This is a genomic window from Pedobacter foliorum (assembly GCF_013266735.1).
In the GTDB taxonomy this organism is placed as follows: domain Bacteria; phylum Bacteroidota; class Bacteroidia; order Sphingobacteriales; family Sphingobacteriaceae; genus Pedobacter; species Pedobacter foliorum.
Window position 1 is genome coordinate 182158 of record NZ_JABSNU010000007.1, and the last position, 12653, is coordinate 194810.

Genomic DNA, 12653 nt, shown 5'->3' on the forward strand with positions numbered 1-12653 from the left:
TACTAAATTATTTTCAATCGTTCTTCTTCCAGATCGATCTGGTACAATTGCTGACGAATGGTTTCTTCATTAATGGAAGGGTCTTTATTTAGTTCTGCCAGAAATTGTCTTTGGCTTTCGAGCATCTCAACAAATATAGCTTTGGTCTTGTCATTCATCCAATCGTCATCAGCTGCTTTAGTTTTTTCTTCCCAATGATGTAACATTTTCTCCATTCCCTTATTCCCCTGCAATTCATTGTCATATTTGCTTTTCAGGAACTGATAAATATGTTGCCTTAGTTTTTGTTTTATTTCATGACCCGTTTCGTCTTCCTTCCCTGCATTAAGTCCTACAAACAATTGTGTTCTTGATATGAAATAGGGAAGTGTAAGCCCCTGTACCACCAGGGTGACTAATATAACCACAAAGGTGATAAACAGGATCAGGTTTCTGTACGGAAAAGCAGTACCATCGGCAAGCGTAACCGGTATAGCTAATGCGGCAGCCAAAGATACCACCCCTCGCATTCCTGTCCAGCCTAATAGGAGTGGCATGAGCATTTGCCTTTTCCTGGAAGTAGCACGTGGGGCTACACTAGGCCGAAAAATAAAGGTGGTCACCATTGCCGCATAAGAGCTGATGATTCTGGCGCCGACTAATACGCCTGTTACCAATAAGCCATAGCCGATGGCCGTACCTAATGGGATGCCTTTTGAGCGTAGTCCATCTACGATTTCCGGAAGTTCAAGTCCTATGATTAAAAAAACGATACCGTTGAGTATAAACACAAAGCTTTCCCATACACTGTAGCCTTTGATCCGGCTGGCGCTGTTCAAAAAAATCAACCTTTTCGAAGACATAAACAAACCACCTGCTACAACGGCTAGAACGCCTGAACTATGAACCTGTTCGGCTATCCAATACATAAAGTATGGTTCAATCAGTGTAAGTGCAATGTCTGAGGGTGCATCCGTCGGCAGGCGTTTATGAGCCTGAACAAATATCCACCCCAATAATAAACCAATGCCCACACCGCCAATTACCATCCATAAAAAACTGAGTGTTGCTTCTTGCCAAATGAATTGACCTGTCCCAACTGCTACTAAAGCAAAGCGAAAAATGATGAGTGAAGAAGCATCATTCAATAAGCTTTCTCCCTCCAGAATGGCTGAAGTGGATTTCGGAATTTTTACAAACTTTGTAATTGCTCCAGTACTCACCGCATCGGGAGGCGATACAATACCACCTAATAAAAACCCTAAGGCAATTGTAAAGCCCGGAATGATGTGATTTGTAACCAATGCTACAGAGAGTGCCGTAAAAAATACCACCAGAAAGGCAAAACTACCTATGATCCGCCACCATTTTTTCATTTCCTTAAAAGAGATTGACCAGGCAGCCTCAAACAGTAAAGGTGGAAGAAATAGGAAAAAGATGAGGTCAGGATCGATTTTTACGACTGGCAGCCCAGGAATAAAGCTGATCAATAACCCAGCGATAACCAATAGAATAGGGTAGGCGATTTTCAGTTTCGTAGCCCACATATTCAATAGTACTATTGCGGCTACCATAGCCAGTAGAAAGGGTAGAAGTGTGTGCATATGAAATAGGCTCTATAATAACATTCTTTAGTAAAACCAAAATACTAAAATAAAGCCTTCTAACATAGTAAATCCTCATTATCAAATTAAGGGGATAAGCATTTTGCCTTTCTCCCCATAAAGTTTTAAGATAATTTGCCCTACTTTATTCTTCACATCCACATGCTCATTAGGGTAAGCCCAATTATGAATGCTGACAGCGGTTGAAAGTGACTTTAGCGTATGGGGATTGTAGAAAAACATAGGCAATAGGTTATAGATTTGCTTATTCTTTATTGCTGATATTCCACCCAGTTCTTTCTTTTTATAAAACTTGTATTTCATTATATACCTTTTTTTATTTCTTACAAAGAAAAAAGAAAGGCATTAGGCTATAATAAGAGCTATATTAAAGCCAAATAAGAACTTTAAAGTAGTGGGTTTATAAACTTTGGAGGTTTGGTTCCTTTAAATAGTCTTCCAATACCGTTGCCAATTCAGCAGAGAGCTCCTTAATACTATGGTTGTTTAATGTATGCTGAGCGGAATTGTACTTTTCTATAAAGGTAGCCTGAGTGCTGTTGAATTTTAAAAAACCTTGTTCGAAATATCTTTCTTCAATTTCGCCCGAAGAATCCAATGAACGAAACCATAGCTTTAACAGTGCCCCGTTTTGTTTATCCAGATAGAGCCAATGATAAATCTCCGCATTTACTGCATCTTCAGGTAAGTCATTGCGCTTAATCTCAATAATCACCAGTTTAGCGCTTTCGAAAAGGTGGAGGATCTTAAAATTCATTACCTTTTCACTTTATAGCTATACAAGTCAAGCTCTTTCCACTGAATATAGCCTAAATTGCCACAGCACTTTGCAACATTATTCTGAATTGACGAAGGAACATCATTAACAATCTTCCAGCGCACTGCATACTTACTGTTATAACTCATATAGATTACCAAATCTTCGCAAGTATTTTCATGAGAGAATTCCTTTTGTAAAGATTTTTGAAGCTCTTCTGCCATAACAGCAAGGCGATCATTCATTACCTTCACCAAAGGAGTCCCTGGTTTTGGCATCACATCAATCATTGGAAGTACCGTAACATCTATCATCAGCAATCTATTGTATTGCAATATGTCACAGTTAAGGGGAATCTGCAAATTAAAATCCCGCTTAAACCAATAAAGTATTCACTACAAACCAAATAAAATTTTCACCGGAAGTCAATTGGTTTCAAATTTAGACCTAAAATGTATGTATTTCCTATCCTTCCTAAAGGCAATAGCAACCATGTAAGTAATAGTTTTCGTATCTTTAGCATCAAGAAAATCACTACAAATTTTATCTATTTTTCTATCCTTTAAACATTTCTATGTTTAAAAAGGAAGCTTTATTGAACACGAAATCCCCGTATGCAAAAAGAAGATACTTTATCCAAACCCACTTTCATAGAAGCTTTAAAATTTTGGTTTAAATTAGGATGGATCAGTTTCGGAGGGACTCTTGGACATATCAACATTATGCATGATTTTCTGGTTGAAAGAAAGAAATGGATTAGCAGCAGCAGGTTCTTTCATGCGCTCAGTTTGTGTATGCTTTTACCGGGACCAGAGGCACAGCAGCTGGCGATTTACATCGGCTGGCAGCTTCATGGTAAGCGTGGAGGGCTGTTGGCGGGTTTGTTTTTTATTCTGCCATCTATGTTTATCCTGCTGGGGCTTAGCCTACTTTATGTAACATTCGGAAATCAGGGCTGGATGGATGCTATTTTTAGTGGTTTAAAGCCCGCGGTGGTAGCCATTATTTTTCATGCAGTTTGGAGTGTGGGTAATAAGGCGCTTCATGGTATTTTACATTATTTACTGGCTGCAGTAGCTTTTTCCTGTATTTTTTTCTTTAACATCTCGATGCCTTATATCATTGTCGGCACTATCATTTTGGCCTTGCTGTTCAGGTATTTCTGGCCTGCCCTTGTTTACAGAAAGCGTACGGATCAAGCTGAAGAGGAGTTGAATGAGGAGGGGTATTACATTAACAAGAATACCGAAGGGTTAGGCAAGGATTTCAATGCCAGGCTGTTAACCAAACAAGGTTTAATCTTTCTACTGATTTGGGGATTGCCATTGTTGTTGTTTTACCTTTTTAGCGGAGATTTTTCCTTCTGGAAAGGTTTAATCTTGTTTTTTACACAAACCGCGCTTTTTACAATTGGCGGCTCTTATACGGTTTTACCTTATGTAGCCCAATTTAGTGTTTCAAAGTTTAACTGGTTAAGTAAATCACAGATGGTAGATGGATTTGCCCTTGCCGAGACTACACCAGGACCTTTAATCATTGTGGTTTGTTATGTTGGTTTTATGGCTGGATTCAATCATTTTGATGGCTCTTTGTTGATGGGGACTGTAGGGCTTTTTGCAACTACGTTTTATACCTTTTTACCTTCGTTCCTGTTTATCTTTGTCGGCGGACCAGTGTTAGAGCATTCCAGAGGTAGTGTAATGATCAGCGATGTATTAACTTTTGTAACTGCGGCAGTTGTTGGCGTGATCTTAAATCTCGCACTTTATTTAGGAAAAGATGTACTATTTCCTCACGGTCTTTCGTTCGGAAAAATAGATTTAATGACCTTGTTGTGGATTGTAGTTTCTATACTACTGATCTTTAAATTACGGATAAACATCGTTTACTTAATTCTACTCAGTATGATCTACGGACTATTTCAGTATTATGTATAACTATATAGATAATAGCATTACCTTTATTTTCAGAATAAACCAATAAACAATAAATGAAAATAAAATTAAGTATTGCCCTGCTTTTATTGAGCGCAACAACCTTTGCTCAACAGGTAAAATTAGCAGCAACACCACCAATGGGATGGATGAGCTGGAACATTATGTCTGAGAACCCGAATGAAAAAGACATTAAAGAAATGGTGGATGCGATGGTGTCTACCGGTATGGTAAAAGCCGGCTACAAATACATATTTCTGGATGATTGCTGGCAGGGTGGAAGGGATAACCAGAATAACATTATCGCTGATCCTAAAAAATTCCCCTCAGGCATTAAAGCATTAGCAGGATACATCCATAGTAAAGGAATGAAAATGGGTATTTATTCAGATGCGGCTCCGTTAACCTGTGCAGGATATACGGCGAGCTTAAACTTTGAAGAGCAGGATGCAAAAACATTTGCTTCCTGGGATATCGATTACTTAAAATACGATTACTGTAACGCGCCAGAAGATGTGGCTACAGCAAAGCAGCGCTACGGAAAAATGGCAAAGGCTTTACGCAACTCTGGCAGGGATATTACTTTGGGTATTTGCGAATGGGGACCTCGTGAGGCTTGGAACTGGGGTGCTGAAGTTGGTGGACAAAGCTGGCGTACCACTTTTGATATCAGAGATAAATGGAACGATACAGATGGTAAGGGTGGAGTTGGTATTTATAATGTGATTGATAAAAATGCTGGTTTGGCAAGCTTTTCCGGCCCCGGACATTGGAATGATGGCGATATGCTAAATGTAGGTTTAAAAGGAGTGAAGGGTCCATCGGGTGCGTTTGGTGCCAATGGCTGTACTGATGCAGAATACCAAAGTCAAATGAGTATGTGGTGTATGTTAAACTCGCCATTATATGCAAGCAGCGATATCAGAACGATGAATGAAACCACTAAACGGATTTTATTAAACGAAGAAGTTATTGCTTTGAATCAGGATTCATTAGGCAAACAAGGAGAGCGAAAAATTAAAAACGATACATGGGATGTGTTTGTTCGTCCGCTTGCCAATGGTGATTTTGCAGTTGCGATACTTAATAAGGCTGCAACAACTCAAAATGCAAAAGTTGCTTTCAGCGATTTGGGCTTATCTGATAAATATGAAATCAGAGATTTGTGGCAACATAAGGTTGTTGGAAAAGGCAATAAATGGGCCGGTAAAGTAAGCGCTCATGAAACCAAGGTTTTCCGCTTAAAGAAAGCATAGCAAATATTATTAACGCCTGTAGTTTGTTTGTAAGCTACAGGCGTTTTCTTTTAATATGCTGATTTCCAGATTTTAAATGTATTCTGATTATTCCCACCAATCTCCCTTATAACCAGGCAAAGGTGCTCTTCTCGTTGAGGGAAGTATTTGTCGATGATTTGCTGAGTCTGTTGTATCAACTGCCCAAGGTGCTGTTCAAAATCAATGTTTTTAACGTTTAGAATAACCTGATTCATTCTTGATGAAATGGTACATTCGAAGGTAAATTCTCTTTTCAGTGCTTTTACTACTTTTGACCTTAGTTTTTTCATTGAATTCTGATTTTGTAAGTTATTGAATCGGGTTTCCCCATTAATTATTATCAGTCTAAACGCTGGTTACATTTTATAATTGTGTTGGAAAATGTCATTACTTTATTTCCCGGAACTTCTTTAGCAACGTTCTAAATTAGTAAAAAAAGTATAAGAGTATGGCTTTAGCAAGTTGTTTTATTGTAACAAATTTGAGTGATATACATTTCCATTTTACCTATATGCAGATCAATAAATAATTTATAAATTGGGGGCATAAACGCTTGTCATATGCTTCAGTTCAAAACAATTAGTATTTTTATTTTTAGCGCCTTAAGTATGGTTTTTCTTTCGTTATTTTTCTCTTGTGCAAAGCAAAATGGAAAAGCAAAAGAGAAGCGGATAAAGGAGGGGGAAACCATTGAAATTGGTCTTGTTTTTCCTGAAGTAAGAACCGCAAAGAATGACACTGTTATGTTAGCTCTTTATCCTCATGCCCGTTTTTTCTATATTGATCTTGGATTAAAGAATAGTGATTCATACATCGATTTGATTAAAAAAGCAAATAAGGCTGATGTTCCGGTTAAGGTGAAGGTTTATAAAGACAATCAAGCTGAAGTTGCAGAAATGATTCCTGCAACAAGTCAAGAAATTGAAAAGTTTCGAAACCATTAGTAATCTAAGTCCGATAGCATTACCTACTAAGGGTGCTCCCTAATGGTTTTTATGAGATACTTGTCTGTTTAAAATTGGCAAAACCGTATCGATACCAAAAAATATTGGTAATTTAGATAATGCTCCAACACCGCTCTCCATCTGTAATTACAGGACACTCAATCAAACAAAGGCTTCTAGCGAAGAAAAAAACCAAGACTGGTGCATTGTCAACTGTTGAAGAAAAACCGACTCTATACAGCCTATTTTACCCCTCCATTTTTTATCTCATCATATTGGTGGTAGTTGTGTTAGGCGGGTTATTGTGCATTGTAAAGATTTTATAGAAACTAAGATACTCCATCACTAAGTTACTTCGAGGTTTCAATTCTAATTGTAACTTTAGATTAAAAAATAAAGAGAATGAAAAATTTACTTTCTATCATCTTAGCCCTTTTCATAACAGCGACAGTCCAAGGTCAAATTCTTAAACCTGTTACTTGGAGTTATCTTGCAAAAAAGACATCTGCTAAAGAAGCTACTTTATATATCAAGGCTAATATTGAGCAGGGTTGGCACGTTTATGCTCAGAATATACCAAAAGGAGATGGTATTCAGACTAATTTTTCATTCAAGTCTAATTCTGATTACAAGGTGATTGGCAAGACCGCTCAGCCTAAACCTGTAACGAAATTTGATAAGAATCTCGATTTAAATGTAAGTTATTACGAAAATTCAGTTGTTTTTCAGCAAAAAGTAACGCTAAAAAAGAATGCTCCCTTGACGGTGAAGGGCGAGGTTGAATTTATGGTATGTGATGACACTCGATGTCTTCCTAAGCAAACCATTGAATTTTCAATTCCAGTTAAATAGTTCGTGTTGGTGTTTCGTCGGAAATCATTCTTCCCACTTTTACCAAAATGTACATTATTTAATAAGTTTATCTGAATATGCTGCAGTTAATATTTTAAGCGGCAAAAAAATCACGTGCAAATGCCCATTCAACCATTGCATCCAGGATAGGCCTCAATTCTTCTCCTTCAGGGCTTAAGCTGTAGGTTACAAAAGGAGGAACAATGTTTTCGGCTTTACGGATAACCAAATCCTCTTGCTGCATCTGTTTTAGGTGCTGTATCAGCATTTTCTCGGTTATTGCTGGGATCAATTTCTTTAACTCGCTATATCTTTTTGGACCACTCATGAGGTGGTAAAGTATAATCGGTTTCCAATGACCACCAATTTTGCTCATTACAAAACTGATAGGGCAGGTAGCCTTGTTATTTTCTCTGTTGGCGTTTAATGTTGAACTTTCTTTGATTGCTGTCATGTTACATACTTTGGGGTAAGTACTTGTATAAAAGTAAGTACAAATATAACTTTGTCATTAAATAAAAACAGAATAATCATGAAAATAATTATAACAGGATCGCTGGGAAATATCAGCAAACCACTTTCAATTAACTTGATCTCTGAAGGACATCAGGTAACTGTAGTTAGCAGTAATAAAGATAAAGCAGATGAAATTACAAATCTTGGCGGTATACCGGCAATTGGATCTGTGACTGATGAGCGCTTTTTGACTGATGTTTTTACTGGTGCAGACGTAGTGTATTTAATGGTGCCCAATGATTTTTCTACTAATGACCTTAGGGGGCATATTAAACAAATTGGTGAGCATTATGCCAATGCAGTAAAAGCTGCAGGTGTTAAAAAAGTAGTTTTATTGAGTAGTATAGGAGCGCATCTTCCTAAAGGTACAGGCCCCATTGCCGGACTTTATGATGTTGAGCAGACCTTTGCTAAACTTGAAAATATCGATATCCTGATTTTGCGTCCGGCCTATTTTTACAATAACCTGTATGGGAATATAGATATGATTAAACATGCTGGAATCATTGGTGCTAACTATGGAGCAGATCAGGCGATTATTATGGTAGATCCAAAAGATATCGCTGCCGTTGCTGCAAGTAAAATTCAGGAAGGTTTTAGCGGAAAAAGCATTGTTTACATTGCAAGCGACAGGCGTTTGCTTAAAGAGGTTGCTGAGCAGATAGGAAAAGCTATCGGTAAGCCAGAACTACCTTGGATAGCATTTGATGATACTCAGGCATTTGAAGGAATGGTAGGAGCGGGACTTCCTGCAGAAATAGCAAAGAATTATGAAGAGATGGGTACGGCCATTAGAAGTGGTGTACTTTGGGAAGATTTTGATTTGAATAACAATGCTCCAATTGGTAAGATAAAGCTAGAGGATTTTGCAAAGCAGTTTGCTCTTGCTTATAATGCATAAAACAGATAAATCCTCGTCATCCGGACGCAGGTCAGGATGACGAGGATTATGTAATTAAACTTTTCTGGACACGCTCTTTTCTAGTTTAAAACTCCCCATTGTTTATTGGGTTCGTCCTGCAGAAATAGCTCTATTAATCCTCCTTTATGTATGCCTTCATAAGTAAGGTAGTTTTTAGCGTAAACCTTGCCATTCCATTTCACAACGGATATATGGCCTGAAGTTTGGGTCTTCTTGTGCGTAACAATCCTTAGCGTTTTATTTGAAGGTAGTTTAATGGTAATCTCATCAAACAAAGGACTGGTAAGCTGGTAATTGTTCGATACCGGATCAACTGGATAAAAACCAAGAGAAGCAAAAACATACCATGCAGACATTTGCCCTGCATCGTCGTTTCCACTTAAACCACCCGGACCGTCACTATATTCGTTTGCCAGGATTTCCTTAACCTTAAGGTGCGTTTTCCATGGTGAGGCTGTATAATTGTACATAAAGGGAATCTGATGCCCTGGTTCGTTTCCGTGCCAATATTCGCCTGTTTCAAAAAGTTCATCCAGCGATTGTTCCAGTTTGGCTTTTCCACCCATTAATGTAGCCAATCCACTAACATCATGCGGCACGTAAAAAGTATATTGCCGAGGAGTGCCTTCGGTAATGTAAGGCTCTTTGGTATTGGCTTTAAAGGGTTGATACCAGGTTTTATTGACATACCTGCCCCGCATCATATTTACTTCGGAATCAAATACATTTCTGTAATTCTTACTTCTGTTTAATAATGTAGTATAGTCACTCGTTTTATTTAGGCCTTTAGCTACCATTGCCAGTGCATAATCATCGTAAGCATATTCCAGTGTACGACTTACCTGTTCTTTTTTATGAAAAGCTTCGGGCACGCTGTCTTCCATTGGGATGTAACCGTATTTCAAATAGGTATCCAGTGCTCTTCGGCCTTTTCCGTTCACATAATCTTCATGGTTAGGTAATTCAAAAGCATTTTGTCGCATTAATCGATAAGCCTCATTAACATCATAGTTTCGGATACCTTTGGTGTAGGCAGATGCTATAAATGCAGTACCATGATCTCCAATCATTGCCGCAGTGTAACTGTTCCAGCAGGGAAAAATGGGTAGCCAACCACCTTGAGTTCCCTTTAAAACCATAGATTGAACTGCGTCATTGATGAGCTTGGGATTTAACAATTCAAATAGCGGCAACTGAGCTCGGTAGATATCCCACATTGAAAAGTCATCGTAATAATTGCCATTGGTCAATTTCTTTAACTTATAATCTCCAGCGAACTGCGGATAGGTGCCGTCTATATCGCTAAATAAACGGGGATGTTGCATGGCATGATAAAATGCGGTATAAAATATGCGTTTGTCTTTTTCAATCCTGGTTTCTACCTTGATCTGACTTAGGGCCTGTTGCCAGACTTGTTTGTTTTTGGCAGATAAGGCTTCAAAATCCCAGTTGTTGATCTCTTGTTCCAGATTCTTTTTTGCACCTTCCAGACTGCTGAAAGAGGTGCCAATCCTGATGCGTAAGACATCTCCTTTGTTAACTTTAAATCCGAGGTAAGCACCAATGTCTTTTTGATTGCTGATGCTATCTGTTGTAAATACTTTTGTTTCATTGAATGTTCCGCTTTGGCTAACAGTCTGTTGAATTTTGATGTAAAAGAAGCCACTGAAGCCTGCTGGCTTTCCCCAGCCCTGGTAAATTCGATGAGCAGGGTTGTAGCCCCAGATTTCTCCATTCTTTTTATCTACGCTTATGTAACCTTTGCCCTGATCACTATTTGGCATAATCAGCAGGTACAGGCTATCTGCCCGTTGGGCTGTAAATTGCATCATTGCAGCACGAAGGGTAGCGGTGATTTCTGCATCCAGCTCATAAGCGGATAAAGTCACTTTATAATAGTTTGGAGTGCTGATTTCCTGCTCATGTGAAAAACCTGTTCCATAATTCTTAACCGTTGTTTTTAAACTACCCATGAGTGGCATAATGGTAAAGCTTCCATAATCTTGTGTGCAGGAGCCACTAAGCCAGTGGGTGCCACGGAAACCTGTAAGTACGTTATCCTTGTAAAAATAAGGTGGCTGGCATTTTGTTTCTGATTGACGTGTTTGCGGGGAATATTGTGTCATGCCAAACGGTAGTCCTACAGCAGGGATGGTGTTTGCGTTCAGTTCTGTTCCGTTTCCATGTTTTAGTGCGCCAGTAGTGGTACTTGCAGCAGTACCTGCCAATGGTTGTACGTATTGTACGAGGTCTTGCGCCTTTGCTGATGAACATAGAGAAAAGAGCAGGAAACTGCTCAGGATACAACGTAAGGTAAAATGGGTATTTCGCATAATTGATCAGGTAATATTTTTTGAAAATAATGAAAAATCCTACCTGGATATAGATTCCAGATAGGATTTGTAATATATTATTGATATCCTGGGTTTTGCGTTAGTTTTGGATTTAACGTACGCTCCCTTTGTGGGATTGGATATAGGCTTAAAGTTGGTACAATGTTACCAATACTTCCGTTTGCCGGGGTGTAATTGGCTTTATGTGCCTGCATAACTTCCACCATAATATTCCATCGGTTAAGATCAAACCATCTTTCTCCTTCGAAACAAAGCTCTATACGTCGTTCGTGACGAATAACAGTTCTTGCATCAGCTTGTGATAGATCTGTTTTTTCAGCAAGATTTGATCGTTTACGAACCAGGTTAAGTTGAGTAAGGGCATCAGGTGTTTTGTTATTCTCGTTTAAAGCTTCTGCATACAATAAAATAATATCGGCATAACGTAGTATTGGCCAGTCATTATCTCCCTCACTGTTGGCTCCAACGCTTTGATAGATGAACTTTTTAGGATAATAATATATCAGTGTACCGGCACTGTATACCCCAATGGCAGTGTTTAAGCGGCTATCGCCTGTTTCAAAAGAGTTGTAAAGATCAGGCGTGCCGGCATTATTACTATTGCCCGTAACGGCTGTAATTGTGGTGCCTGATGGCTGTGGTACAAAACTCCTTGCGAAAGTATTACCCTCGCCAAAACCACCGCCAAGATATTGTACTGAAAATATAATGTCCTTGTTGTTATCCTTACCCAGCCCGAAGATCTGATCGTAAGGTAGCAGTGTACCGGCAGTAGCCGCAACTGTTGCTAATATACTTTCTGCCTGAGGAAATTTGTTTTGGAACATGTAAACCTTTCCTAAAAGTGCATTGGCTGCAATACTGGTTGCCCGGCCTATATCAGATCCAGTATAGCTTGGCGGCAATACCGCTGCAGCTTCTGTTAAATCCTTTTCTATCTGGGTATAAACCTCGGCAGCACTAGCCCTGTTATATGTGTAAGCTTGTTGCTCAGAAGTGATTTCGTTTAGTACCAGAGGAACGCCACCATACATACGTACCAGGTTAAAGTACATTAAGGCCCTGAGAAACTTGGCCTGTCCGGTATAAGCATCTCGGTTGGCCTGAGTCATAATAGGGGTGTTAACGTGTTCTAAAACAATGTTGGCATAGGCTATAGTGGCGTAAAAACGGGTCCAAGCATTTTGTAAATTTGTTGAGGTAGGTTGCCAGGTGAGTTTATCTTGTTCTCCATACAGCACTTCGCTTTCGCCATAAGTCTGGGCATTATCTGAAGGGAGTTCACCAAAGCCATATTGCTCGTTGTAAATAGGTCTAAGGCTACTGTAAGTGCCTATAAGTGCATTTTTGATGTCTATTTCAGTATTGTAATAGGTGCTTACAGGAATGATGCCTTTTGGCGTAATGTCAACAAATGCTTTTTTGCAGGAAGCTATACCCACACTTATAATAAGTATGGAAACACTATATATAATTAATTTTTTAACTTTCAT

Annotated in this window: 13 protein-coding genes; 5 read left to right on the top strand and 8 right to left on the bottom strand. The window is 38.9% G+C overall.

Annotated elements, in window-relative coordinates; all coding sequences use genetic code 11:
• Positions 1 to 2: 2 nt before the first annotated feature.
• From HQN83_RS15590 to HQN83_RS15605, 4 genes are all read right to left on the bottom strand, one after another.
• Positions 3 to 1583 carry a Na+/H+ antiporter gene (locus tag HQN83_RS15590; protein WP_173091252.1) on the bottom strand — a complete coding sequence of 527 codons (1581 nt, stop codon included), beginning with the start codon at positions 1581 to 1583 and terminating at the stop codon, positions 3 to 5.
• An 81-nt stretch (positions 1584 to 1664) separates the two neighbouring features.
• Positions 1665 to 1907 (bottom strand): hypothetical protein, encoded by a 243-nt coding sequence (locus HQN83_RS15595; protein ID WP_173091253.1) that lies wholly within the window; start codon positions 1905 to 1907, stop codon positions 1665 to 1667.
• A 97-nt stretch (positions 1908 to 2004) separates the two neighbouring features.
• On the bottom strand, positions 2005 to 2361 hold the full coding sequence (locus tag HQN83_RS15600; RefSeq protein ID WP_173091254.1) for a hypothetical protein: 357 nt from the start codon (positions 2359 to 2361) through the stop codon (positions 2005 to 2007).
• Entirely contained in the window at positions 2361 to 2696 is a 336-nt protein-coding gene (locus HQN83_RS15605) for a hypothetical protein (protein ID WP_246254518.1), read from the bottom strand. Before HQN83_RS15605 ends, HQN83_RS15600 begins: the two co-directional genes overlap by 1 nt.
• Positions 2697 to 2975: 279 nt before the next feature.
• Between HQN83_RS15605 and chrA the strand changes: the two genes are divergently transcribed.
• Complete coding sequence (chrA, locus tag HQN83_RS15610) at positions 2976 to 4298, top strand: chromate efflux transporter (RefSeq protein WP_173091255.1); 1323 nt, start codon at positions 2976 to 2978, stop codon at positions 4296 to 4298.
• Between the two features lie 53 nt (positions 4299 to 4351).
• Complete coding sequence (locus HQN83_RS15615) at positions 4352 to 5551, top strand: glycoside hydrolase family 27 protein (protein ID WP_217277398.1); 1200 nt, start codon at positions 4352 to 4354, stop codon at positions 5549 to 5551.
• Between the two features lie 50 nt (positions 5552 to 5601).
• Here the strand turns inward: HQN83_RS15615 and HQN83_RS15620 are convergent, their stop codons facing one another.
• Positions 5602 to 5862 (bottom strand): hypothetical protein, encoded by a 261-nt coding sequence (locus HQN83_RS15620; RefSeq protein WP_173091256.1) that lies wholly within the window; start codon positions 5860 to 5862, stop codon positions 5602 to 5604.
• Between the two features lie 270 nt (positions 5863 to 6132).
• Here HQN83_RS15620 and HQN83_RS15625 point away from each other — a divergent pair, with 270 nt between their 5' ends.
• The gene (locus HQN83_RS15625) at positions 6133 to 6516 is read left to right on the top strand and encodes a hypothetical protein (RefSeq protein WP_173091257.1); all 384 of its coding nucleotides are present in this window, start codon (positions 6133 to 6135) and stop codon (positions 6514 to 6516) included.
• Between the two features lie 402 nt (positions 6517 to 6918).
• Positions 6919 to 7368: a protein-disulfide reductase DsbD N-terminal domain-containing protein gene (locus HQN83_RS15630; RefSeq protein ID WP_173091258.1), complete on the top strand. Its 450-nt coding sequence runs from the start codon at positions 6919 to 6921 to the stop codon at positions 7366 to 7368.
• 94 nt (positions 7369 to 7462) lie between these two features.
• Here the strand turns inward: HQN83_RS15630 and HQN83_RS15635 are convergent, their stop codons facing one another.
• Complete coding sequence (locus tag HQN83_RS15635; protein ID WP_173091259.1) at positions 7463 to 7822, bottom strand: winged helix-turn-helix transcriptional regulator; 360 nt, start codon at positions 7820 to 7822, stop codon at positions 7463 to 7465.
• Positions 7823 to 7900: 78 nt separating this feature from the next.
• Between HQN83_RS15635 and HQN83_RS15640 the strand changes: the two genes are divergently transcribed.
• Positions 7901 to 8785, top strand: coding sequence for an NAD(P)H-binding protein (locus HQN83_RS15640; RefSeq protein ID WP_173091260.1), 885 nt, complete (start codon positions 7901 to 7903; stop codon positions 8783 to 8785).
• Positions 8786 to 8865: 80 nt separating this feature from the next.
• On the opposite strand, the gene HQN83_RS15645 is transcribed toward HQN83_RS15640, so the two are convergent.
• Together HQN83_RS15645 and HQN83_RS15650 are read right to left on the bottom strand one after the other, a co-directional pair.
• Positions 8866 to 11139: a GH92 family glycosyl hydrolase gene (locus tag HQN83_RS15645; protein ID WP_173091261.1), complete on the bottom strand. Its 2274-nt coding sequence runs from the start codon at positions 11137 to 11139 to the stop codon at positions 8866 to 8868.
• Between the two features lie 77 nt (positions 11140 to 11216).
• Positions 11217 to 12653: a RagB/SusD family nutrient uptake outer membrane protein gene (locus tag HQN83_RS15650; RefSeq protein WP_173091262.1), complete on the bottom strand. Its 1437-nt coding sequence runs from the start codon at positions 12651 to 12653 to the stop codon at positions 11217 to 11219.

What these genes read in the sequence shown, in the direction of transcription:
- chrA (WP_173091255.1), top strand. Translation starts at nt 2,976, where the DNA reads ATGCAAAAAGAAGATACTTTATCCAAACCCACTTTCATAGAAGCTTTA.
- HQN83_RS15600 (WP_173091254.1), bottom strand. Translation starts at nt 2,361, where the DNA reads ATGAATTTTAAGATCCTCCACCTTTTCGAAAGCGCTAAACTGGTGATT.
- HQN83_RS15650 (WP_173091262.1), bottom strand. Translation starts at nt 12,653, where the DNA reads ATGAAAGTTAAAAAATTAATTATATATAGTGTTTCCATACTTATTATA.
- HQN83_RS15645 (WP_173091261.1), bottom strand. Translation starts at nt 11,139, where the DNA reads ATGCGAAATACCCATTTTACCTTACGTTGTATCCTGAGCAGTTTCCTG.
- HQN83_RS15615 (WP_217277398.1), top strand. Translation starts at nt 4,352, where the DNA reads ATGAAAATAAAATTAAGTATTGCCCTGCTTTTATTGAGCGCAACAACC.
- HQN83_RS15620 (WP_173091256.1), bottom strand. Translation starts at nt 5,862, where the DNA reads ATGAAAAAACTAAGGTCAAAAGTAGTAAAAGCACTGAAAAGAGAATTT.
- HQN83_RS15630 (WP_173091258.1), top strand. Translation starts at nt 6,919, where the DNA reads ATGAAAAATTTACTTTCTATCATCTTAGCCCTTTTCATAACAGCGACA.
- HQN83_RS15640 (WP_173091260.1), top strand. Translation starts at nt 7,901, where the DNA reads ATGAAAATAATTATAACAGGATCGCTGGGAAATATCAGCAAACCACTT.
- HQN83_RS15635 (WP_173091259.1), bottom strand. Translation starts at nt 7,822, where the DNA reads ATGACAGCAATCAAAGAAAGTTCAACATTAAACGCCAACAGAGAAAAT.
- HQN83_RS15595 (WP_173091253.1), bottom strand. Translation starts at nt 1,907, where the DNA reads ATGAAATACAAGTTTTATAAAAAGAAAGAACTGGGTGGAATATCAGCA.
- HQN83_RS15590 (WP_173091252.1), bottom strand. Translation starts at nt 1,583, where the DNA reads ATGCACACACTTCTACCCTTTCTACTGGCTATGGTAGCCGCAATAGTA.
- HQN83_RS15625 (WP_173091257.1), top strand. Translation starts at nt 6,133, where the DNA reads ATGCTTCAGTTCAAAACAATTAGTATTTTTATTTTTAGCGCCTTAAGT.